Origin of the sequence: Pseudoalteromonas sp. THAF3 (assembly GCF_009363775.1) — a bacterium.
Classification (GTDB): domain Bacteria; phylum Pseudomonadota; class Gammaproteobacteria; order Enterobacterales; family Alteromonadaceae; genus Pseudoalteromonas; species Pseudoalteromonas ruthenica.
Genome location: NZ_CP045419.1, coordinates 729,625 through 754,699, shown reverse-complemented (window position 1 = coordinate 754,699; position 25,075 = coordinate 729,625). Strand labels below are relative to the sequence as shown.

Below are 25,075 nucleotides of genomic sequence, written 5' to 3'. Positions count from 1 at the left end.
TTTTAGTTAATACTAGGGCCATTTCTTATAGCCTTATACCAAGTTAAAACTCTTAACGTCATTACGTTGCCAGTCATCAACAATCGCTTGTGCAGCGTTATCCAGCTCGTGTCGTTCGCTATCCGTTAAACGCTTTATACTTGCATCAATGTCCTCTTGTGCGCTCCACGCGTCCTGACCTATTAGATTGTAAGCAGCTACTAAAGTGAATAACGGTTGCCCTGGCTGTGGAGTGCCACCTAAGTCCATATAACTTAGTACCCCAGTAAAGCACCCTTGCTGAGCGGCTGTAAAATAGTGTTCCAACGCGGCTTGCTCATCATTGTTAATATAAGCCAGTGTTCCTTGAAAATAGGTGGCCGTTGCCATGTCTTGAGGGCTACTTTGCTCACTAGTTATCGTCTCTGTTAGCTCGGTCAGCCGTGCAACGTAATGTTTGTTGTCCAATTTCAGCGAGCCACTTTCTAAATCAGAAACAAAGTCATCAAGCTCATGCTCTGCAAAGGGGTTTCCTTTTGGAAGAATACGCACTTGCTTGGGCTGCCCCGCACGTCGAGGGAATACCTGAGTGCGAATATAGCCTCCCGTGTCGGGGTTTTTAAACCAGCCAACTAAGGTATCAAAGCCTGCCGCCCATTCATCCACGCGCTGTTTGAGTGTGGCGAGGTACTCGTCAATTTGAGCTGTATCACCTTGCACATCGTGCAGTACTAAGCGAATAGTGCCATTAAAACGCTCATCCGGTTTTAAACCTTGCTCAGCTAAACAAGGGCCGCTGCGTAATAAGCTCAGACTGTGTTGCATGGCCAGCTTACGTACCGTAATTTCACCAAAACGAATAGCATCATCAAGCGATTCTGTGGTGATATCTATATGTAGTTCACATTGCTCCGGCGTGCCTTCAGCCGCAACAAAGCGCGAGGAAATATCAGGAGTGGGTTCAAACTCTATTGGCGCATCCAAATTATTTGGGTCTAGTTCAAGCAAGAAGGTATTACCTACTTCTTTTTTTGGCTGACTGGCGTGAAAGTAATACAAACCACTGGTCTCATCCTTACCCATGAAGCTATCTATATGAATACCCTGAGGCAAAGAAACCTCTTTAATCATTGAGTAGTCGTATAAATCGAATATATACAACACGCCCAGCGGTGAATGGCACATAAATATTCTACCTTCATCATGGTAGATATTAACATTATGTGTATTGAGGCCACTCCCCCCTCCTCCTTTATAATCGACCTTCCAACTGTGCAAAATTTCCTTTTTCTTAAAATCTAGCACATAGAAACCTTCCAAAGCAGCTATAAGTATGCGCCCTTTGCTTAAAGCATAATCTTGAGCTTTAAAAGGATACGACGCAACCCATTCCTCCTTGCCAACATCATCATTAAGAAATAAGATTTTTGTCTGGTTAGGACGACCTCTTTTGCTAGGGATAACGTAAATAATACATCTTCGATAATGAGTAGGGGTTAAAGAAATTGCTTCTGACCTAGCCAAATCATATTTCCAAATCAGCTCAAGATTGAAGTCTCTTTTCTGGAAGCTGCTATTAGCTCTTCTACCCTGAAAATATATACCTTTATCGGATACATAAACCCCTAAAAATTGACCTTCATATGAAGAAATGCAACCTTGTGACTCAGATATGACTTTGCTATTAACTCCATTATCATCACCGTAGTAGACTACATTTTGACCCCTTACAGCTATTAGGCTGTTAGGGTTGATCGTATCTAATTTAGCTATTGAGCTTCCATATGAATACTTCCCTTGCTCACTAAAAACTTCTATATTTTCGTCATCTAAATTTATATTTTTTAAAAAAAACCTTTCCGTGGAGTAACCATTCAAAATCCAATCATTATTTTCTTTTCTGAATAAACAGTTGTCTAAAAGCGAAGACTTCAATACAGAGCCATCATGAAAAGCATAGCCCAACTGATCACTATAATACAATTTCACTTATCCACCTTTAATTTCATTTATCCACCTTTAATTATTTGTTCAAAATCTACAACTTGAAAAACGAGTTACCCTTTAAACCATCAAGCAAATCTTCTTTTAAATTCCTTTCTTAATGACTGAAAACTCTAATTATGCATATCTCAACTTAGGCGAAGTGGAAACTCGCTTTTAATCGGTGACTGTAAGTTTAAACTTGGGATAGCATAGGTAATGTATTAGATGTTTAGAAAAAATTAACTAACACAGAACTCTGAACGCCCTCATTCACTCTAAGCGATGACAGTTAAGTGGAGAAAAGTCAGTATTTTCAATCTTAATAAAACAGCTCATATTAACTACATTCTGACTCAACAAAGAGAGCTCTAAATCAAACTTTAGAGTCTGCGCGCCAGTACTCAAGTTGTAGATATCTACAAATGATAACTTTTTAAAATCATGTGTAACTTTTAAAGCTTCATCGTACACATTACAGATATTCTTTCGTTTGATAAGCGCATTGCTACCAGCTTCCAAAATCTCTAACCTTAAACAAGGGAATTCGCTATCAGGATGAAACTTAAGCCAACGAAACAAATTGCCATTAAGCTTTTCAACATTCATTTCTATAACATCAAGGCTGACATACGGTTTGTCATCATTACTTAAAGCTTCAGTACAAGAAAAAGTAAAAACCATACAAATAAAGGTAATCAGTTGTTTCATCATATACCTATGAATTTACGTATTTAATAAGTGCCTGCTGCCCAGCTAGCGGCACACTACTCCAATTAACACATTTATTAATTTCAACTTTAAAGGAGGTTAAGTTTCTTTGTAAAATTTTTGTAAAGCTTTAGCTACTCGTGTTCTGGCGCCTCGTCCTCAAAACCAGGACGTGTTTCAAAGTCGATATAAAAACAAAACCGTGCTAAGTCCGCTTCATTAGCGAAGCTTGCAACAACCACTATGACATTTTCCATTAGTCAGCACTCTCCTTGGCGGCTTTAATATAAGGGGCGAGTAAAGCATGCACTGAATCGGGCAAGTCTGCTTCATTGAATAAACGAGTAAACTCTTGCGCCGTTTCCACAAAGCACTGCGGATACTTGTCGGGGGACGCTGCGAACTTATCAAGAGCAGCAAAAAAGGCCACTAAATTTTCTTTTAATAGTTGCGACCCAAATTCACTGCCTTTAAAGTGTTTGAGTGCACTAATACAGTAAGAGAGGCGATAGCGATAAATAAAATTTGGATTAGGGTTTTCCATGTGTTTGCTAAAGTATGATGAAAGCCTATTAATGATAAATCTAAAACTTCTCTCGCATTCATCATTCAACCCCTCAAAGTCTTTCATGTTGCGATGATATGCAAACCAAGATTCATCCTCTACCGAAGCGGGTAATAATAATTCGGCCAGTAATTGTTCTTTACCCTGAAATAAGCTGGTATCCCTGCCATCAGAGGCACTTTTATGAGTCGCGTAATCTCGATCACAAAACTCTAATACACGGTTAGCCCCAGTGTCATATTGCATAATGGAACCATCTTGATATTGGACGGTTGACCTAAATTTATGTAATTCTTTAATAATAGATTCTTTATCGAATGATGGATATAGCCATATAGCAACCATACCCATATAGGATATTTTTCGTTGAATACCTCCATCGTTATTCACCGTTCTCATAGGTTCTTTATCCGGGCCATAAAGAAAGTATTCTTTTATTAACTTAATATCTTGTGGCGAATAAAAACCCATTTCATTTAGTGACTCTTTCACTTCTTTCCACTGTGCTTTACGTGCTTTTAGCCATGTTTTATCGTCTGGGTACCAACTCATAATCTTCCTTGTTTTTTAATTATATTTTTGCGGAAATAACAATGGATCGAGCGTAAGTCATTGACCGAGCACATATTGCTGGCTGAGAAGAGTTCATTCCATTGAGTGACAGCTCACTTAGCTGTCTTCCCTTTGCATGTTAATACGCGATAAACATATCGCAAAGAGCAATAAAAACAAAGGGCCTGCTCTTATCAAGCGGTGTAGAAAAAATCGCCATCACTTTCTATCAAGTCATAAAACTGTCATTTAACTGCGGCATAATTGTGCGCAAATTATCAATATTAAGCAGGATATGGCGCAGTATCGCTCCCCTCTCGCTGTGTTCGCATTGCGAAGCGAAGGGTTATTATCAGATTTCGAAACTTTGGCTGCCCGGCCAACCACTCTGGGCGGTGTGGGTGTGCCTGTGCAATTGCTATGTCGATTGCCCAGCAGTGCGCAGCAAGGCGATGCGCTGCAGGCAAGTATCACCTTTGCACAGCAACGTGATGCCCAACTTTTGGCGCATCAGCCATTGCATTACAAAGATATCGACAGCGGTATGGTGGCATTAACCCTCTGCGCGCATACCACGATGCAAAGTGAGTGTGATTATGAACATGCACAGTTGCAACTTACGCTACATGGCCTGCACAACACCGTAAAAGAAAGCGCGCAATACACCGTGCATATTCATCCGCAAGCGCAATTAAGCTCGCCACAAATGGTGAATTGCACCGGCTTGCGCCAACGCCTCGGCCAGTATTGTCAACGCCTTTGGCGCAGCACGGCGTCAGTCGGGAAAGCTTAATTTACCCATAGAGATTTGCGGCATCCCCTCTATGGTCGCTGCTTTAGCTGGCTGACCGGCAAGGGTTTCATTGGCGAGTAAGGCAAACAACACCGCCTCTTTGGCGTCGGGGTTCATGCCCAGCTGTGTCAGGGAATCTAGCCGCACCTGTTCACCACTGAAATAGGCAATGCGCGCCATTAGCAAAGGGTTGTGCACACCGCCGCCACTGGCATAGACATGCAGCAGACCGTGGGATTTCGCCAACCGTGCTAACTGCGTTCCTACTTGATAAGCCGCAAACTCACATAAGGTTGCCAGCACATCTTCATGAGCTAGGTGCGTTTCTCCGAGTGCAGCTTGGCACTGTGCTAAATAGGCAAGATTAAATACTTCCGGCCCCGTGGTTTTGGGCATGGCGGCGTGCAAAAAAGGGTGCTTTGAAAGCTTCGCCAGAAGAGGCTCATGCACCTGCCCCTGCCGCGCCAGGGTGCTATTTTCATCGAATTGTCGTGGCGCAAAATAGCGCTGCACATAGGCATCGAGCATGGTATTGCCGGGGCCAAGATCAGCACATAGCGTATCGCTCAGCTCCCCGGCCTTGGGCAGCAAGGTAATATTGGCAATGCCCCCTAAATTTAACAACACCCGATGCTCATCGGTGCTAGCAAAGTATAGGTAATCGCCATACGCGGCCAAAGGCGCACCTTCACCGCCTGCGGCGATATGCTTTTGGCGAAAATCACTGATAGTCAAAATACCGCTGGTGCAGGCAACATGGCAGCCATCGCCAATTTGTAAGGTGGCATTAGGGTAACCATCCAAACCATGTTGAGCTTTAGGGCAGTGATACACGGTTTGCCCGTGACTGGCAATCGCATCGACCTCATCCGCACTGACCTGCCACTGTGCTAAACACTGCTTGACCAACTGGCCATGCAAGCGCCCCACCCACGCATTTAATAAGGTAAGGTGTTGTAAATCGATATCGCGCTTGGCGAACACTTGACGCAGTCGTTGCGAATACTCTTTCGGGTAAGCACAGGTGGTGAAGTGCTCAACCTCAATACGGGTATCACGTCCCGCACCGCTGACCCGGCACAAGGCCACATCCAACCCATCCATTGATGTGCCGCTCATCAGGCCGACAATCGTACGCTGCGGCTTGGCACTGAGCTCATATAGGGCATGAATGTGTGGGTGCATAAGGGTTCCATGGAATAATTTATGGCAACAAAATAGCCTGTTTATTATCATCATTCAATCTTTACGCTGCGGATGACATTGCCGCGCGATAGGCGTAAGCTAGGAGTTGGAAATCCTCAAAAACAAGCAGTTAGCCCCTGGGTTAATGATACCCAAGTGCATTTAAGTGGTACTGGGCGTGCATTTGGGTATGCAATTTTTGAGGAATAAACCATGAACCAAGACTCTGTGGAGCGTATAATTGTTATTGGCGGTGGTGCTGGCGGACTCGAGCTGGCAACCGGTCTAGGAAAGTCTCTAGGCAAAAAAGGCCGCGCTGAAATTGTACTCATTGATAGAAATCGCACCCATATATGGAAGCCGCTGCTGCACGAAGTCGCGACGGGCTCTCTTGACGCCAGTTTAGATGGCGTGGTGTACTCCGCCCATGCCGCCAAGCATCATTTTCAATTCCAGCTTGGCACCTTCTGCGGCCTAGACCGCGATAGTAAACACATTACCTTAGCCCCGCTTCGCGACGAACGCGGCAACGCTATTCTCCCCGAGCGTACTCTCAGCTACGACAAGCTGGTAATTGCCATTGGCAGTGTCAGTAACGATTTCAATACCCCTGGGGCGCAAGAGCATTGCTTCTTTTTAGACTCGGTCAAAGGAGCGGAGCACTTTCAACATACCTTATTGGACAGTTTTACCCGTTTGCAGCAAGGCGAAAGCGATAAAAGTGCGCTTAATGTGGCGATTATCGGCGCTGGCGCAACCGGTGTGGAACTCTCCGCCGAGCTTTACCATGTTACCAATTTGCTCAAAGCCTATGGTCTTAATAAAGTCTCCAAAGAACGTTTAAAAATTCATTTATTGGAAGCAAGCCCACGCATCTTACCGGCTCTGCCAGATAAAATCGCAATCAAAGCCAGCAAAGAGCTGCAAAAAATTGGCGTACAGTTGCACCTTGGACAAATGGTAAAAGGCATCGACGAACACGGTATTGATGTCGGCGATGAACGTTTGGATTGCGATATAAAGGTATGGGCCGCCGGTGTAAAAGCGCCCGACTTCTTACGCGACTTAAATACTTTTGAGCTTAATAAAAACAACCAAATTTTGGTTAATCAGTACTTACAGGTGCGCGGCGATGACACGCTTTTTGTGATTGGCGATAGTTGCGCCTTTGAGCAGCCAGATGGCAGTTTTGTGCCGCCGCGAGCACAGTCTGCGCACCAAATGGCCAGCAATGTACTTGCTAATATTAAACGTCAATATAAAGGTCAGGCGCTGCGTCCTTTTCACTATAAAGACCATGGTTCACTGGTCAATTTAGCGCGCTTTAGCGCGGTCGGGAACCTCATGGGTAATTTAAATAGCAATGTGTTTATCGAAGGTAAACTGGCGAGATGGATGTACATGAGCTTGTATCGCATGCATCAACAAGCAGTGCATGGCACATTAAAGATGATAGCCTTATGGATAAGTGAAAAAATAACGCGGGTGGTACGACCGAAGATGAAGTTGCACTGAAGCATCAAGTTTAGGGGTGCGCGGCACCAAGCTGGTTTTGCAATAACGCCGTGATAGCCTGTTGCTGCGCTTCAATGGCTTGGTTGAGCTCGCGCATAAAGCCTGTGTTACTCAGCTGATGGCTAATCAGAAAATGAATGGGTTGTGCCGAGACTACCTTGGGGTGCAGCACCAGTTGCGCGCCGCCATACTCGCTCAATAAATGCTTGGCGACCTGCTCATCCTCTATGGTGACATCAGCACGGCCCGCTTTAAGCATTAAGTAACGCTTCACCGGCTCACTCACGGTTTGAATTTGCTGTTGATAACGGCTTTGTTGCACCAGCGTTTCCACTTCTTCACCATAATAAGCGCCTGGCGTGTACACCAGCGTTAGGCCACTTTGTAGCATAGCCTGTAAATCGGCCAAAGCAGATGCTTGCACCCGCTCGCTCACAACCAAACGCACGATTTCTTGCCGATAAGGTGCGCTAAATTGGCCGATATCTTGGCGATAAGCGGCGAAACTCACTCCACTGAGCAAGTCAATTCGCCCAGCGCGCAGCTCGTTCATAGACCGCCCGGCACTGGGTAAACGCACGTAGTCAAAACAACGGCCCATACTTTCAAGTAATAAAGTAATGATGGCCATGTCTAAGCCGCTGATATGGTCATTCTCAATCGAAATATAAGGCGGCCACTCGCTGTTTACGCCAACTCGAATAGGGTTTGTGCACTGGCCAAACGCGGTGCTAGAGAAAAGTAAAATAATAAGCAGAAATTTGCCCACGCACATCTCTGTGGAAACAACCTTAAGTATCCTTGAGTATGGTGGCGAACATGAAAAAGGGCAACTTTCGTTGCCCTTGGTCTCTCAAGTAGGAATCTTATTTATAGCTGGTTCCACACAGCGGCAACACCAGGCTCTTCACCTTTTGTCCACCACTTAGCTTCAAAACGTGCGCCGTTATAAGACACAACATCACCGGTGTTGTAGATAGACGAGGCACTCCAAACTAGGTCGCCGTTACCGTCTGTGGGTGCTGATACTGGCTCCCAAGGACCACCCAAGTCAGGTTGGTCGCCTTGAGTCCACCATTTAGCACGGTACTCAACACCGCCATAGATCACGGTATCACCACCGGTATACACAGCTTGTGCATCCCAGGTGTCACCCGGTGTGGTGGCGCCTGAATCGGTCACCGTAACAACAAAGCTCTGGCTGCTGCTGGCTTGGCCATCACTGACTGTCACCGTGACGGTATAGCTAGTATCCGCATCCACAGGGTCCGCGCTCAGTGTCGCACTGGCACCGCTGCCAGAAAGCGTTAACCCGGCTGGTACGTCCCAGCTGTAGGTCAAAGCGTCATTGTCAGCATCGCTGGCAACCACGTTAACGGCTAGGCTTGCGCCCTCTTCCATACTGGCATCAGCGATAGCATCAACCACAGGTGCTGTGTTGCTGCCGCTGCCATCCGCTACAACATTAACACTAACCACTTTACTGACCGTGTCTTTGCCATCAGAAACCGAAACAGTCGCACTGTACTGCGTGTCTTGGCTTACTTGCGGCGCATTGATCACTAAGGTCGCTGAGTTTGCACCGCTCACGCTTAGCGCGCTATCAGCCTGCCAGCTAAAGCTGAGAGGGTCATTATCACCGTCAGTGGCTGAGGCAGTAACTGACACTGAGCCACCGCTTTGCACTGTGACACTGCTGTCTACACTGAGCACAGGGCGTTGGTTGGCCGGCGGTACATCACCTAAACCTTCATGCATAGCATTAAGAATATCGCCATTATCGGCATCAATTTCCCATGCGAACAAACCACCGAGGTTATGCTGTTGCACGTATTGACCTTTGGCCATTACTGTTTGCGGGGTGTCTAAAGTGATCAGCTTACCGCTGCTGCGGTTCCACACATAAGCCGCTTGAGCTTGCGCGTCATAACCCGCTTCAAAACCGTTAATACCTTGGAAGTTAGCACCGAGCATATTGGCTTTTACGCCTTTATAATCAATGACTCCATCTTCCCATACACCTTGTGCTGTGGTGCCTTTAAGCGGTCCATTACCAGATGCGGTCATCGGGTTGCCTGCAGTACTCGCGTTTTCAGGATACACGCCTTCCCAACCACGACCATACATAGCCACACCCGCCACTATTTTTTGCGAGGGCACGTTTTGCGCTAGCAACAGCTGAATGGCGTTATCCATGGTGTAAGCCGGGCCTTTATAAGGCTGGCCGTTTTCATCAGTGCCGGAGCCGTCACATTGACCCGGGCGGAAGTGTTCGCCACAATAAACGGCTGTTTGGTGTCCGGTCACATTGCTCCAAGCCCCATAGAAGTCATAGGTCATGGCAAAGATGTAATCCATGTACTGCGCTGCGGTAGCATAGTCAACATCTTCAATCTTGTCGTAACCAGCACCGATGGCTGAAGTCAGCTCATACTGGCGGCCTGTTTCCGCTTCCAGCTCATCGAGCATGACGCGTAACTCACGCATCAACGCAATGTAAGTAGCGCCATCGGTGGTTGGGTCGCCAAGGTTCGGGTTAGCACCATCGCCCCCTGGGAATTCCCAATCAATATCAACGCCGTCATAGAACTTCCACGTTTTAAGGAACTCTTTCATCGATGCCACAAAGGTATCGCGGTTGGCTTTATCGGTGAAATAGTAGAACGGATCAGAGAGTGTCCATCCCCCCACTGAAGGCACGATTTTCAGATCTGGATAACGCTGCTTCAGCGCCATTAACTGTGCATAAGTACCACGAATAGGGTCATCTGCACTGACACCCGGTAGGGCTTTTTGCACTGCCGCCCACGGATCGTGAATAACCACTTCAAAGTCTTGTGAACCCTGACAAGCGGTATCAAGCGCACGCTTTGGCCCGCCAGTCAGTGAGTCATTCGGGCCACAAATCGGAATAAAGCCGTATAAAATGTGGCTAAGGTTTTGTGCTGGCATGTTAGTGACATCATAGTCACGACCATAAATGCCCCACTCTACAAAGTAGGCCCCTGTAACCATGCCTTGCTTTAAGCCATAGTCTTTGTTGTTAGGATCATAATCCATCGGTAACGGTGCTAGATGCGCGCCATCGGTATCGGCAATGACGATGGGCTTGCCATCACTGCGCGCGCACACGGTGCCTTCACACAATTCAACATACAAGGTATGACGGCCAGCCTTGTCATACGGGAAAGTGATCACGCCACTTTTAGTGCCCGCAGGCAGTGCACCAGAGTTCACAACTTGGTCATCAAAATACACTTTATAGTTGTCACCGCCATCACCACTCCAGGCATTCCACTCGATGTTGATGTTAACTTGGTCTTGGCGACGTACCAAAGATTTATAGCCACCTGTGCCTTCTAAATCTACTTCAACAAAGGAGTACTCTTGTGGCTCCCAGTTTAAGCTCGGTGTCGAAGGCGCGGCAACGGCGACACCCGATGCCATGGCCAGCGTAATCGCTGCGGTTAATTGAGTTAATTTCATATCTTTCTCTTCTTGTTGTCTTATTAAAGGCTAAGCACGACGCATAGGTACTTGCCCGACTAGCGGCGATTTAGGCGCCTCCGTGTGTCCATCATCGCCATTTCTTTACTGCTTAAAGTGCTTGCCAAACGGAGGCCTGACCCGGGGTATCCCCTTGAGTCCACCACTTGGCTTGGTATTGTTGCCCTTGATAGAGCACCGTCGCGCCACTTTCATAAGCGCGCTGACTATCCCATTGTGCGCTGCCAGCATCTTTACTCAGCGTTTGCCATGCCGAGGATTGATCGGGTTGTTCACCTTGATTCCACCACTTCGCCTCATAGTCGCTGGCGTTGTAGCTCACCTTGTCGCCCGCTACATAAGTAGCACTGGCCTGCCACGCAGGGTAACTTGGGTCAGGGTTAGTGCTGGTATCGGTAACGGTGACAACAAAACTTTGGCTGGTACTGAGTTCACCATCTGAGACAGTGACAGTAATGGTGTACGGGGTATCGGTATCGACATTCGCAGCGGTGATCGTTAGGTTGGCACCCTCACTGCTCATAGTCAGTGGTGCTGGCACATCCCAGCTATAGTTCAGAGTACTTTGCTCATCGTCAAAAGCATGCACATGAACGACACTGGATTGTCCTTCAGCCAAGGTAATGTCATCAGGCTTGACCACAGTGGGCGCACTATTGCCTGGTGCCTGTTGCACACTTAAGCTATAGCTGTAGTTGGCATTGGTGGTGTATACCTGATTCACCAGCGGGTCGCCGCTTTGGTAGACCACTTGACCTTGCTGGTCTTGCAAACCAATTTGCATATATTGGCTGTAGTCGAGATTAAGCATAGCCGCGAGGTCTTGCCGCCACCTTGCTTGGTTATCGGCGCTGACGGCAAACATTTGGTTAACTAGCTCTTGACCGCTCTCGTCAAATAGCCGCACCCAAATAGAATCACCCACCGCCGGTGTTTGACCTTGTTGCAAGTAGTAACCAATGCTTTGCCACTGGCTGGGATCACTGGGTCCGCCATCACGCACTATGGTGATGTCACTACAGTTGTAAAACCCCTCTCCAGCTGCGTCATCACGCTGCCAGCGTGTGTACAAGATGGCATCACCTTGGCGCTCAGCGGGAATAGCGACATTCATTTCATAGTAGCGATGCCCCTCAGCGTCCTTTATAAAGTCGATATTGCCCACTTCTTGCACCAGCTCTAGATCGCTCCAGGCAAGTGTTTGCGTGGCGCCATCAAACCCGGGTTTGCTTAGGTAAAACTTCCAAAAGCTGGGGTTATGTGGAGTGGTCGCACGAAAGCGCACCTTAATCTCGCCATTAGCATTGGGGGTCACGTCACTGCGTTGCCAATGCGGTGAAGGTAAATTCATACCGCGCTTGTTGGTGTCTCCAGCGGCGCACAAGGTGCCATCGGGAACGCTGGCCTCAACCGCTGCTTGGTTGTAGTAATCAGCGGTGTTAACGGCAAATTCATGTTCTTGAATAAACTGAAAGTGCCCTGATTCCAAATAGGCTGCGCGACACGCCAAGTTAGGAATGTTGGAACCATCTTCTGGCCACCAATAACCGCCCTGAGCCTGACAAATAGCTTGGCGGGCCTTCGGGCTATCCATATAACCGTGGGCATAAGCTTGGCTGGCGCTGAGCGCAGCACCAACGGCTAGCGCTGACACAGCCAGTGATAATAATTTCGCTTGTGGTGTTCTCATATCAATGTCCTCGTTGACAAAAGAGACCCGAGGCAGCCCTTGCAGGGAGGGCATGGGGCCGCCTCAAGTCTAAGATGGCGAGTTACAGGCTACAGACCTGATCCCAATCGGCGCTGCTACCCGGCTCAGCAGAAGTCCACCACTTCGCCTTATAGACAGCATTACCGTTGACCATTAAGTCGCCACCCGCTGCATGGCTAGGGTTGCCGGCGTAGTCACTTTGTGGCCAGTTAGGATAAACGGGGATATCGGCAATCGCGGTGCCTTCACAAGTACCATCGCCGCTGCCATTGCCACCGCCAGTGTCGCCGCCGCCTGTTCCTGGCTGGGCATCAGGAAGGTGCGGGTATTGCGATTTAAAGGCATAGGTTTTGCCATTTTTCTCGATGGTAAAGTTTGCAGGACCGGTAATAGGCATGTAATACATTACCTGCGCATTCACCGTGTCACCTGGAGCAAAGGCTTTCTCTTGCCCGCCCCATTCGTTGGTCAACGTGATTGAGAAACGGTGGAACTCATTCTCAAAACCACCGATATTGTTACCTGCTGCATTCGAGCCATTGACGTCGACCGCCATGCCCAATTTCTCTTGTGCGTTCCAGTTAGACTTGAAAATGGCAGAGGTCGCCACTGGCACATCGAAAGAAATCTTGGCACCACTTAAATCAATGTTTGAGTTGTTAGTGAAAGCAAAGGTTGGAGCAATCGGGTAGTTGTCATCACCGACCGGGAAGTCCTTGGCTTCAAAGCTCACATCAACCGCTTCTGTTGGCACTACAAAATTAGTATTGCCTTGGTCAATGCTGTACGGCACGCCGCTTTGATTAAACTGATTATAAGCAAGGGTAGTGAGCGTTGAGCCCATGAAGTACTCGCCTTTGGCCTGGTCATAATCATAGTCACCCGCCAATTCCCAGAACATAATGCCACCAATGCCTTGGTCTATAACGTATTGCACTTTAGTGGCCATTGATTCCTCGTCTTCCATAGACAAGAACACATTCTTATCGGCATTCCATAACCATGGCGCAACGGCCACGTTGTCATAATGACGCGTGTAGGTGCCAATCAGCTGATCGTCTGGATCGGTTTGTGGCGTTAGGCCATAGGTTGCGCCATAGCTTGGGTAAATGCCGTTTTCTAAGTTCTTGGCATGCCAAAGAGGGTTAGAGCCTGCTGGCATTTCTTCGCCATTGGCATCTTTATCGTGCCAAAGGTTATCAATGCCAATGGCACCGTTACCGCATTTGTTTTGCTCGCCAACGCCCGTGCCTGCTGGACACTCGCTTTGGTTCGGCAGCGCCGCCTGGCCCCACAATCCATTGGTGCCACCTTGTACGTCTTTAAAACCACGGGTGTAATAAGGAATACCAATATTGATACGCCCTGCCGCTAGCGCGCCACGGAAATAGCGTACCGCCCAATCGGTGTTCAAATAGCCAATGCCTTCGAACTCCTTGGTGCTGTATACATTCCATTGCGCCAACTCCGAGTCTTCACCGGTGTCGTACAATGCCGCATTGTGCCCGACATGAGAGTTCCACGCGCCGTGCAAGTCGTAAGACATAATGTTGACGTAATCGAGGTATTTAGTGACCTGGAAGGTCTCCATACCCCGCAGTAGGTAACCCGATGACGGTGAAGCAATCGTAAGCATATAGTGCTGACCATCTTGTTCACCCGCTTTATCAAGCTCTTCACGTAACACCTTCATCAATTCTTTGTAAGATGCATTGAGACTAGCGCGCAAAGGGTTGGAGATAGCAAAGTCATCTGGGTGACCAGAGTCCTTCATTGACGATGGGTATTCGTAGTCAATATCCACACCATCGAAATCGTAGGTACGAATAAATTCAACCGCACTTTGTGCGAACGCGGCAATACCTGCGTGATTAATTGAGCCATCAGCATTGGTGGTCATAGTGTAGAAGCCACCGCTATTGACGCGATTGCCATTTTCGTCAAAATAACCGCCAGTTTCAGCCCAGCCACCAACAGAGATCAGCGTCTTCACGTCTGGGTATTGTTTCTTGTACTTGTTAAGTAGGTTGAAGTGACCTTTGTACGGCAGGCTTGGGTCCATTTCAGCGCCCGGTTCACCTGGCCATTCCATGTTGGTTGCTGGATTGCCTGGGGCACTGGGGTTACCAATGGACAACTTATTGTTGGCATCAACGTGTGCGAAGGCATAGTTAATATGGGTAATTTTATCCCATGGAATATCGTCAACTAAATAACTAGGTTGCTCATTGGCGCCATTACGCCAACTGGTAAAGTAACCAATGATACGACGTGGGTGATCTGGGCCCATGAGCTCACGGCCGTCTTGATCATAAATAGTACAATACGGCGTGTTCACTCCCGGCGTTTGGTATAAACCTGCTGGGCGACAAGCGTCAACGCCAGTTCCTGGCTCAGACACATCTACCACGTTGATCACTTGAGTGGCCGTCCCCGTGGCCCCTTGATCGTCAGTCACATTGAGTACGAATTCAAATTGCCCCGTTGCTGGAGCCTGCCAAGTGTAAGCTTCACTGGCGTTTGCTGAACTCAGCACTTGGGTGCCATTCTCACTGAATGTCAGCGCGGTGACTTGGCCATCGCTGTCTGTGCCGCTGAGGGTAAAGTTCAAGCTATCTCCCACCATCACTTGCGTGGGCAGATTAGCAATTTGAATGCTTGCGCTTGGCGCTTCATTCACGGGGGTGCCGCCGCTTACGCTAACAGCATTAGCAAGAGCTGTAGATAGCGCGCCCTGATCGTCTGTAGCCACAGCGCTTATGGTCGCGTCGCCGGCTACAGCTTGCCACGTAGTGCTAAAGGGCGCGGTGGCATCAACCGCGATAGATTGATTATTAACGAAGAATTCTACCTGGCTAACTTGACCATCACTATCACTGGCTGACGCCTCGATGATAACGCTGTCATTTTCAGCAAATTGACTGCCTGCAGCGGGGCTCAACGAGGTGACCTCTGGCGCCTGGTTGACAGCGCTGTCACAAACACCCAAAAGAGTCCAGTCTTGCCATTGTCCAGAATTCTCCACAGGATTCGTTTGCGTCCACCAGTTCGCCTCATAGGCACTGTTTTGGGCCTGGACTTGGCTTCCGCCAACGTAAGCGTCACCACTTTGCCACTGGGCTAAATTGCTGCAATCAACAGCAAAAGCACTGGCGCTGCTCATACCTAAGCTGGCAAAACACATCGCCAGGGCGCTGCGTTTAAAGCCGCTTTCGCGCATACTTTGTTTACTCATTTTGTTCTCCACGACGTAAGGTTTGTTGCGTTATTTTTATAACAATATATTTACAATGCTTTTAAAACTTATCACACCTATCCGGCTCTTCAAGCAATAGTCGACCACTTTTTAGACGTTTTAGTTCTAGAAGAACCGTTTGTTTATTCGAATAAATTGCTAAAAACTGGGGTAAGCATGCCACTTTATTCATTCAGTTTTTTGTAAGTTTGTACCTCAAAGCCGCGTGGAGTCTAACAATCACAAAATGAACAAAAGATTAACCTTTGGTAAACAATTAGAGTTATATTGGGTACATATTTATTTCGTCTAGTTTATAACCAAAACAGTTTTTTAATAGCTTTGATGATAGAAAACGCAAAGAGTTATGCTATTTAGAAATATGACATGAACGTCAACGTTAATGCTTCTGCACATGTTGGTGGTTTTTACTTGCCGTTCACAAGCACTGGGAAAAGGGTTGACGGGGGAGTTAAGTGAAGCATGTGCTAGCAGGTTCACCGCCATAAGCGTTACTCAGGCGGTGATAGGCCTAGTCAGCACGCTAACGCGCTGACAGTTTAGGTATTAATCATGTGAGCGAGAGAAGCGCACCACCAGCTCACAGAGTTCATCTGATACAGTTGTTAAGCGCGTAATAGCTTGTTGCGCTTGATCCGAGCTTTGCTGACTATCATCAGCCAGACCGGCAATACTGACCACTTGCTGGTTAATATCTTCAGCCACATGAGCCTGCTCTTCAACAGCCGCAGCCATTTGATTCGCCATGTCGTTAATGTTGGCCACCGCCTGAGCAATACCACTGAGTTTTTCGGTACTTAGTTGCACTTCATCAAGGCCTTGTTGCGACTCTTTACGCCCTTGCTCAGCAATAGTGACCGCCTGCTCACTGCGGCTATTGAGCTCGCTAATGATCCCCTGGATCTCCCCGGTCGACTTCTGTGTGCGTTGTGCAAGCTGTCTGACCTCATCAGCTACCACCGCAAAGCCTCGGCCTTGCTCACCAGCACGTGCCGCTTCAATCGCCGCATTGAGTGCCAATAGGTTGGTTTGCTCAGCAATTTGTTCAATCATTTGCGCCGCTTGCGCAATCAAGGCTGACTGCTCTGAGACCCCTTGTACCGAGTCACCGATTTGTTGCACCGTGTGCCCTAAGGTTTCAATAGATTGACGAGTCTTATCTGCCACTGCGGCACCTTCTGAGGCCAAATCATTGGCCTCGCTGGCTTGCTCAGAGGTCAGCTGTACATTTTGTGATACTTCGCCAATGGTGGCCGTCATTTCGTTCATTGCCGTGGCGACTTGCTCGGTTTGCTGATGCTGAGCGTCTATTTTCTCTCTCGCATCGACCGACATGGAATAGCTGCTGCTGGCATCTGCAGCAACACGGTTCGCGGCATTATCGATACGCGTTAGGATGGTATTTAAATGCGCCCTGTCTGATTTCACCGCTACGCTTAAACGCCCCAAAGGGCCACCATGATCGCAGTAGCTTTGCACCGCAAGTGGGTCGCAGAAGCGATCGCCTATGAGTGTGTCTAAGCGTTTTTTCAAACGCACCCGGGAAAAGGTATTAAATCCGGCAAACACTAATACACTCACTAGGGCCACCGCCTCGGCGGCAACAGTATTGCCACTTAGGAAGATAATAAAAGCGACTGCGAGGGCAAGGCCCAAGGCATAAAATTCAGTATTGTTAGGCAGCGTGAACGTGCTTTTATTGTCTCTGATGCGCGCGTAAAGTGCCTCTGCGCGGGCAACATCCTCACGTCGTGGGCTAGTGCGTACCGATTCATACCCTACCACTTTACCTTGTTCGGTAATGGGCGAAACATGGGCATCAACCCAGTAGTAGTCACCATTCTTACAGCGGTTTTTTACTAGCCCCATCCACGCTTTACCTTGCTTTAGGTAACCCCACATTGTTTTAAACGCCGCAGGTGGCATATCGGGATGGCGGACAATATTGTGAGGTTGGCCAACCAATTCGTCGCGGCTAAAGCCACTGATATCGACAAACGTTTGGTTACAATCGAGGATAGTGCCGTTTAAATCAGTGACGGAAATGAGCTTTTGCTCGGGAGGAAAACGCTTTTCACTAGCGGTGATGGGTTGGTTATTTCTCATTAATGATTCCCTGTTACGACGCCTGTGCCATGCCGCACGCATAAAACTCTATACTAACAAAAACTTATACTTTATAGATAGCATTTGCTTGGCAAAAAGATAACAGCTGCCATACTTACAATGTGAGTGTTGTAAGATGTTGTAATTTATTACATAGTTCAGTCTAGTTAAGCTTTGATCGAAATTGCAAGGAGTTCGCTGGTTACAGAGCCGTTGCCGGTCAATTTGCATTAACAATACATCTTATCGGTGAGTTGTTTACCTTTGTTCACCCTAGGTAAATTATTGCGTAGACGCATTACCCGGGGATGTGACATAATAGCGAAAAACTCACCCTAAAGAATTAGTTTTAGTAGCAGTCTGTAGCAAGCTATTAAAAGGCTAACCCAGCCGCACATCGTCACTTGGTTTAAGTTAATTGGCAGTATTACTATTGACTAAATGTAAATTTGTTTTCACTGTGGTTGTTGCTCTGGTTGTCACTGGTTTAATAGCACAGCCTACAAAAGCAGTTGCACCCACACACTTCGAGCAGTCAATCGCTTTTTATTACGGCGAAGTTGACTCCGTGCGCGAGCTTATCAGCTATCAGCGGGTTGTGGTGTCACCGCAGCAGCTGTCAAAACGCCAGTTACAGCAATTAAAAAATGCCAATACGCAAGTGTATGCTTATCTCAGTGTAGGGGAATACCTAGGCGTAGATACCCGGCTTTTAGACGCCGCAAGCATTGGCCGTAACAGCGCCTGGCAAGCCGAAATTATGGATGCGGCATCCCCTGTGTGGCGTCAACATCTGCAACAGCAAACTGAGCGCTATCAGCGCCAGGGATTCAGCGGTGTTTTTCTCGATACCTTAGATAGTTATCAACTTGCACTGCCTCGCGAACAACATGCCTCGCAACAACAAGCGCTGGTCTCGCTCATTGATAGTATCGCCACATCACTGCCGGTGATGCTCAATCGCGGCTTTGAATTGGTCGACAAGCTGGCCCAGCCGCCGCAAGCGGTGGTCGCCGAATCACTGATGTATGGCTTTGATATAACCAATAATGACTATACTCGCCAAAGCGATAGCGATATCCAGTGGCTTCGCACCAAGCTTGAGCACATTGAGGACTTGGGCATTGAGGCCATTGTGATTGACTACCTGCCAGCGGGTGTAGAAGCCAGAGTCGCGGCAGCAAAAGAAATCGCTGCCTTAGGCTTCACCCCCTATGTCAGCGACGGCTTATTACAGCAGTTTGGGGTTTCTTTGCACTACCCTGTTCGTCGGCGAGTACTGGGGGTCTATGACTCGAGCGTAGTGCTTAAAAAGCAATCTGCGTGTCATAAATATTTAGCCACCTTAATCGAGTATCAAGGCTATGTTCCCCAATGCGTTGATATTCGTGATGGTCGCCTTTCACAACTTGACTTGAATCGGTTTGCCGGCGTCGCGTTTTGGCTCCCCCAAGCCAGTTATCAGCATTTAGATGCTCAACAGCTGCTACTGCGCAGTATTTCTCAGCGGCCAACAGTTATTATCGGTGAGCTTCCCGATGATAAAGCCTTGTTAGCGCGTCTAGGGATACGTGAAAACGGCAGTTACATCGGCGCGCTTGAAAGTAGCGGAGCCAAGCTCACCTACCCCATGCCCCATGCTGCGCCCAAACAATTTCCTCGATATCAGTTAATGGACTCGCGCACACCGGCGCTAGTGAGCATTAATGATAGCCAAGGCAATACGGGCGTGGGCGTAGCGCGTATGCCCTGGGGTGGGCTGTTTCTTGAACCTCTGACGGTCCAAGAGTTAATAGGCGACCGCAACCGTTGGCCACTAGAGCCATTCGCGCACCTAATGCCACTGTTTTCCCTTGCTGCTATTCCGGTGCCCGATGTCACCACCGAATCCGGGCTGCGCATCGTTACCGCGCACATTGATGGCGATGGTTTCCCCTCAGTCGCTTGGCTTCCTGGGCGTCCCTATGCTGGCGCATCAATACTCAATAATGTGCTGAAAAAATCGCCCCTCCCCCATACGGTTTCAGTGGTTGAAGCGGAAGTTGCTCCTCATGGCTTATACCCTGACATTGCCAGTGAACTAGAGGAAATAGCGCGGCAAACCTTCGCGCTTGATAACGTTGAAATTGCTTCGCACACCTTTAGCCACCCTTTCTTTTGGGACGACCGTATTGATGCGAAAGAAAAGCTCTACGGCGATTCCTTACCGGTCCCCAATTACACCCTTGATTATGACCGTGAAGTGTTTGGCAGTGTGCGTTATATCAACGAGCATCTAGCCCCTAAGCATAAGCAAGTAGAGGTGTTCTTGTGGTCTGGCATGGCCGACCCAACCGCTGATGTCATTGCTAAAACCAGGCAACTCGATTTATACAACGTCAATGGCGGCAACACTTATGTACTCAACGACAACTACTCTATTGCCCAAGTATATCCACACCTAAACTGGTATAAAGACGGCATTCAAGTCTACGCTGCGGTGATGAACGAAAACCTCTACACAGAGCTGTGGACTGAAAACTACCGAGGCTTTGCCCGTGCCAGCGAAACCTTTGAATTACTCGGTGCGCCACGACGCTTAAAGCCTGTGAGCATTTATTACCATATGTATTCCGGGGTCTACCCTGCTTCTTTAGGCGCATTAGATCACCTCTATGATTGGGTAGAGAAGCACGAATTAACACCACTGTACTTAAGCGAATACGCCCACCGTGCACGCACGCTTTATGAAACTGGGGTGGCTCGCGCCATTGATGATGATAACTGGCATATTACCAGTACCGGCGTGAAATCGTTGCGTATCGCCAGCAATCAACTGCCAGATGGTGATAGTGAAGGCATCGCAGGGTTCACCCCAGGCCCGGATGGCAACTACATTACCTTAGTACAGCCACGCTCAACTTTATCGCTTAGCCAAGGCGATACGGCGGCGTTTTCTAACCGTGCCTATTTAGCTAAAGCCAACGCGGTGATTGAACACTGGCAGTGGCAAGGAGAGAGGTTACGCTTTACGGTGCTCGCTCATCGTGATTTGCAACTAACGTTAGATAATGTCGCTTCATGCCAAGTAAACAAGCTCAGCGACCCCGCGCTTACGCTTGATAAAGCAGCTAATCAATGGACAATTCGCAGCTCTAAGCGTGGACGCTACCATGTTGAGCTCCATTGCCCGGGGCAGGGTCAATAACGATGAACCCGCCAGCGCGTATTCACACCAAAGGCGACCCTCGCGGCGACAAGCGTATCGTGTTGATGAGTCGTCGTGCGCTGATCACCCTTGCAACGGTAACGTTGGCGCTGTTGTGGATACTGCAACCCAATCGCGCTCTGCTGATTGATATGCTTGAAGACGCGCAAGACCCCACTGTGGCCATCGCCTTCTTGAATGTGCTTAAAAGCAACCAAGTACCGAGTTTAAAACTGGATTTAACCCTCGCAAAGCAGCACTTCAAGCTCGATCAATATCATCAAAGCTTGGCCCAGCTAACACCGCTGACTAAATTTGCCGACTCCGCTTTACTTACGCAAGCGCAAACGCTCTACGCCGACAGCCTACTGCGACTGATACAGCGCCAAGACCCAACGGCGCGCAGACAATTAATCGATTATTTAAACGCCTTAGTGCCAGAGCTCAACTCATCACAACGCCAACACTTTGCCAGCTATGCCTTGCAAATAGGCGAGCCTCGCCTTGCTTATCAGTTGCTAAGTCAGCAACAAGGTGAACATCAGGCTTTATTGTCTTTAGCGTTGCAGGCGGGGCTTAAAGAGCGGGCTATTTTTCACAGCCAAGCCTTGTACGAGCAACAACCCTCAGATGCGCACTTTGAGCAGTTACTTGGGTTATATAGCGCCCAACAACACTGGCAACAAGGTGAGGCGCTTATTCGCCGCCATCAGCATCAGTGTGACAACACCTGTTTGCAGTTGAGTATTAACTTCTTGCGGGCCGCCAACAAGCCAACGTTAGCAGCCCAATTAAGTGCGAGTAAGGCCAAGCAAAGTAGTGATCCCGCTGATTGGCGCCAAGCCAGTGAACGCTTTGCTGAGGTGGGTGATATTGAACAAGCCGCAGTGTGGCTTGCTAAAGTTTTGAGTGTTGCACCTACTTTAGCCGATAAGCGCCAACTTCATGATTACTATCTTTGGCTGGGCGATACCGCCAGTGCGCTGGTACTTGCAAAGCAAATTATTGCCACGCAACCTGACAAAGCCCTTCTGTGGCAAGGCGTCAGTGAAGCTTTAGCGGAGAGTGACCTATTTGCTTTGAGCGACTTTTACTATCAGCTAGCACTCAAAGACGAGCTCGATGATAGCACCCTTAAACAATGGGTCGACTTCAGTGACAAAGCCCTAGGCGCACAAACGACCCTCACGCATTTGCAAACGCTGCATCAGCGCTTTCCAGCTCGAGAGTTTTATTGGTTCCAACTCGCGCGTTTTTATAATTTTGTCGGCGCACCAAAGCAAGCCACGGTCTTGTGGGCAACTTTGCCGCTTGAGCCGACATACGATTACATCAACTTGAATTACTTTGCGCAAAGCTTTGTCGCGATTGGCGAGGTAGATAAGGCGCTGATGCTACTTTATCGATACAGCGATGAAGAAGCCTTAGATGTAGAGCAGCTTACCAACTTACAAGAGCTGGCGACCTATATCGCAAACAGGCCATTGCAACAGCGCTTTCAGCGTGCTCGTGTGTATCGAGGCGATACCAGTTTGGACCCCTACTTACTGATTGCCACCCACAATAAGCTAGACCAACGAAGCTTGGATACCTTGTGGCTTTATTATGCGCAAACAAAAAGCATTGTGGTGCTCAATCATCTCCTAGAATACGGCCTCAGCGAGCAAAATGCAGCACTGATAAAACGTGCCAGCGACGCCTTAACAGCCGATCACAGTGGCGACAAACGCTTATCCGTGCAGCTATTGCGCGTGCGTTTAGCCATGTATAAAAAACACCATACTCGCGCCAAAGAGCTGCTAAGTACATTACTCACCCATTACCCGCGTAACCCGAACGTGCAACAAAGTGCATTGTGGCTGGCGATAGACAGTCAAGACACCCCATGGCTGCGTGAGCTGTACTGGTATTTAGCACCACACAACCAGCAGACTGCGTCTATGTATCAGGCTTTAGCTTATGCGGCGCAACAACTGGGCGAATATACTCATGCTGATAGCTGGTATCGCAAGTTAGATAACGCCGAGTTAAGCACCGCCGCTGATAAATTAGCCTGGGCTTCGCTGTTGCAAAATCAAGGTGCTTTAGCGCAGGCTCAACGCTTGCGCGTGCAAGTGCTCACACAATTAAGTGCTGAGCTTCGCGCCCTCCAGGATGGCGAAATTAGCTACGTATCATTGCTGCGCACCTTAGTATCGCCCGCCTATGCCAGCGCACAGCTCAATTGGCATCTGCACCAAGGCAACGGTGGCGCTGATATCAATGCCTTGTTTAGCGACCCAACGCTTGGAGCCTTGCAAAAGATAGCCTTGTTACAAGCCCATCAAGTCATCGCTTCCGAGCAGTTCAATGACAGCATTTTATTGTCTTTAGCGCTGGCACAGCACAACCACTCGCAAGCACGTGCTTTGGCTTACCAATCAACAACACTGACCGCCACTGAGCGGGCCACAGCACTCTCGCAATTAGGTGATAACTTTGCCGCATGGCAACTGGGCCAACAAGCCCTTAATGGTGGTGTCGCCAAACAAGATTTAGCTCCATTGCAACGCTTTTTAGCAGCCCAACACGACCGCCACGCCCATGGCGTGCGTTTTGAACACAGCCTGCTTGATACGTGGCAGCTAAGCACAGAGCAGCTTAGCTATTATCGTCCTCTGGGCGATGGTCATATGGCGCTCTCTTATCAATATGATAGCGGCGACCCCGCCTCAACCCTAATCGATCATTACCAAGACCAGAGTGTGAATCTAGATTGGCGGATACGCGCTCGACCGCGTTGGCAAGACTTGCACTTTGGTATAGCCATCAGCGAGCGCGATACCAACACGGTATTTGGTCAGCATGCAAGCGCAACGTGGCAATCAGATAGACGTCTAAGCCACACCCTGAGTGTGCGTCACAGCATGCCCTCGCAGCAAAGTGAAAATCTCTACATGTTCGGCAATGAGGATAGGCTCGCCTATCAACTGAGTTGGCAGCCAACGCGCTACGAGCAAGTAAATATAAATATTTCGCGGGCGCTGTTTCATTCCGACTTTGGTGAGCCTATTGGTCAACAATGGCAAAGCAGCGTGCGTCTGAGTGAGCAATTCAACTTTACTCCGAGTTGGCAGGTGTATGCGCAGTATGACCACCAAGAAAACACCTTGGACGAGCGGCCATTACAGCGATTAACAGCACACTTGCAGCGCCCTGAGCCAGTTAAAGCTGTGGATTTTCTAACCCCTAAATACCGACGTTTAGCGTTGGGCCAATCGTTGCTGCGTGGTGAAGTCTCACAACCTGGACGAAACACCCCAGGTATGCGCTACTGGCTTGATACTGCCGTGGGTTATAACTTTATTGAGCAACGCGTCGATTATTCGGCTAACGTAGGGCTGGGTGTGCAAGCATTTGGCAATGATGAATTTTTCATAAAGGGTGTGTGGCAAAGTGCCGACCAAAATGGCCGTGAGAGCTTAACACTCAACGTGGGATACTTTATCGACTTTTGATGTGAGGATAAAATGATGAAAACAATAATGGCATTGGCTTTGGCCTTCATACTCAGTGGTTGCGCAACGCACTATGCCGGTGAAAGCCCGACGCTCAGCGCCAATCAACAGGTATATATTATGCCCTTGGCCAATCAGTCAAATATGCCTATGGCGCAAGCTCAGGCTGAGCAACTGCTGGCATCTGCACTTGCTGAGCAAGGGTTGAAGGTAACACTCTACCCCAAGCAAAAAGTGGGTGATTTACAGGCGAGCCTTGAGCCTGCCCAGCGTAATCAAGAAGCGCAGCGGTGGCTGAGTGAACAACAGCCGGGCTATGTGGTATCTGGTTCAGTACAAGAGTGGCAATATAAGTATGGCTTGGATGGTGAGCCGGCAGTGGGGCTGACACTGACCCTTGCAGATAGCAGTGGCAATGAGCTTTGGCGTGGTTCCACATCAAAAACAGGATGGGGCCGTGAGTCGCTCTCGCAGGTCGCACTTGAGGCCATCGATACCCTGATTGATGAACTAGACTGGGATTAGTCG

General features: G+C 48.5%; 15 protein-coding genes. 5 read left to right on the top strand and 10 right to left on the bottom strand.

Annotated elements, in window-relative coordinates:
* Positions 1–33 precede the first annotated feature (33 nt).
* The 4 genes from FIU82_RS18420 to FIU82_RS18410 all read right to left on the bottom strand — a co-directional run bounded on the left by FIU82_RS18420 (position 34) and on the right by FIU82_RS18410 (position 3,790).
* Positions 34–1,968, bottom strand: a complete 1,935-nt coding sequence (locus FIU82_RS18420) for a hypothetical protein (protein ID WP_152441898.1) — start codon at positions 1,966–1,968, stop codon at positions 34–36.
* Positions 1,969–2,235: 267 nt separating this feature from the next.
* Positions 2,236–2,676, bottom strand: coding sequence for a hypothetical protein (locus FIU82_RS18415; RefSeq protein ID WP_172972762.1), 441 nt, complete (start codon positions 2,674–2,676; stop codon positions 2,236–2,238).
* 131 nt (positions 2,677–2,807) lie between these two features.
* Positions 2,808–2,930 carry a hypothetical protein gene (locus FIU82_RS18810; RefSeq protein WP_301539936.1) on the bottom strand — a complete coding sequence of 41 codons (123 nt, stop codon included), beginning with the start codon at positions 2,928–2,930 and terminating at the stop codon, positions 2,808–2,810.
* A complete protein-coding gene (locus FIU82_RS18410; RefSeq protein WP_152441896.1) occupies positions 2,930–3,790 on the bottom strand; it encodes a hypothetical protein in 861 nt (286 codons plus the stop codon). The genes FIU82_RS18810 and FIU82_RS18410 overlap by 1 nt, the downstream gene beginning before the upstream one ends.
* Positions 3,791–4,085: 295 nt before the next feature.
* On the opposite strand from FIU82_RS18410, the gene FIU82_RS18405 reads away from it, so the two are divergent.
* Complete coding sequence (locus FIU82_RS18405; protein WP_152441895.1) at positions 4,086–4,583, top strand: hypothetical protein; 498 nt, start codon at positions 4,086–4,088, stop codon at positions 4,581–4,583.
* Here FIU82_RS18405 and FIU82_RS18400 read toward each other — a convergent pair.
* On the bottom strand, positions 4,566–5,768 hold the full coding sequence (locus FIU82_RS18400) for an anhydro-N-acetylmuramic acid kinase (protein WP_152441894.1): 1,203 nt from the start codon (positions 5,766–5,768) through the stop codon (positions 4,566–4,568). The genes FIU82_RS18405 and FIU82_RS18400 overlap by 18 nt on opposite strands.
* A gap of 213 nt (positions 5,769–5,981) precedes the next feature.
* Between FIU82_RS18400 and FIU82_RS18395 the strand changes: the two genes are divergently transcribed.
* Entirely contained in the window at positions 5,982–7,283 is a 1,302-nt protein-coding gene (locus FIU82_RS18395) for an NAD(P)/FAD-dependent oxidoreductase (RefSeq protein WP_138509237.1), read from the top strand.
* Between the two features lie 10 nt (positions 7,284–7,293).
* On the opposite strand, the gene FIU82_RS18390 is transcribed toward FIU82_RS18395, so the two are convergent.
* The 5 genes from FIU82_RS18390 to FIU82_RS18370 form a co-directional block, all read right to left on the bottom strand.
* Positions 7,294–8,052 carry an ABC transporter substrate-binding protein gene (locus tag FIU82_RS18390; RefSeq protein ID WP_172972761.1) on the bottom strand — a complete coding sequence of 253 codons (759 nt, stop codon included), beginning with the start codon at positions 8,050–8,052 and terminating at the stop codon, positions 7,294–7,296.
* Between the two features lie 101 nt (positions 8,053–8,153).
* Complete coding sequence (locus FIU82_RS18385; RefSeq protein WP_053909608.1) at positions 8,154–10,769, bottom strand: glycosyl hydrolase family 18 protein; 2,616 nt, start codon at positions 10,767–10,769, stop codon at positions 8,154–8,156.
* Between the two features lie 112 nt (positions 10,770–10,881).
* Positions 10,882–12,480, bottom strand: coding sequence for a lytic polysaccharide monooxygenase (locus FIU82_RS18380; RefSeq protein ID WP_152441938.1), 1,599 nt, complete (start codon positions 12,478–12,480; stop codon positions 10,882–10,884).
* A gap of 82 nt (positions 12,481–12,562) precedes the next feature.
* Positions 12,563–15,736, bottom strand: coding sequence for a glycosyl hydrolase family 18 protein (locus tag FIU82_RS18375; RefSeq protein WP_152441892.1), 3,174 nt, complete (start codon positions 15,734–15,736; stop codon positions 12,563–12,565).
* Between the two features lie 567 nt (positions 15,737–16,303).
* Positions 16,304–17,863 carry a PAS domain-containing methyl-accepting chemotaxis protein gene (locus tag FIU82_RS18370; protein ID WP_152441891.1) on the bottom strand — a complete coding sequence of 520 codons (1,560 nt, stop codon included), beginning with the start codon at positions 17,861–17,863 and terminating at the stop codon, positions 16,304–16,306.
* Positions 17,864–18,296: 433 nt separating this feature from the next.
* On the opposite strand from FIU82_RS18370, the gene FIU82_RS18365 reads away from it, so the two are divergent.
* The 3 genes from FIU82_RS18365 to FIU82_RS18355 are packed head-to-tail and all read left to right on the top strand — an operon-like array spanning position 18,297 to position 25,072.
* Positions 18,297–21,050, top strand: coding sequence for an endo alpha-1,4 polygalactosaminidase (locus tag FIU82_RS18365; RefSeq protein WP_172972760.1), 2,754 nt, complete (start codon positions 18,297–18,299; stop codon positions 21,048–21,050).
* Between the two features lie 2 nt (positions 21,051–21,052).
* Positions 21,053–24,547 (top strand): tetratricopeptide repeat protein, encoded by a 3,495-nt coding sequence (locus FIU82_RS18360; RefSeq protein WP_152441889.1) that lies wholly within the window; start codon positions 21,053–21,055, stop codon positions 24,545–24,547.
* A 12-nt stretch (positions 24,548–24,559) separates the two neighbouring features.
* Complete coding sequence (locus FIU82_RS18355; RefSeq protein ID WP_152441888.1) at positions 24,560–25,072, top strand: hypothetical protein; 513 nt, start codon at positions 24,560–24,562, stop codon at positions 25,070–25,072.
* Positions 25,073–25,075 lie beyond the last annotated feature (3 nt).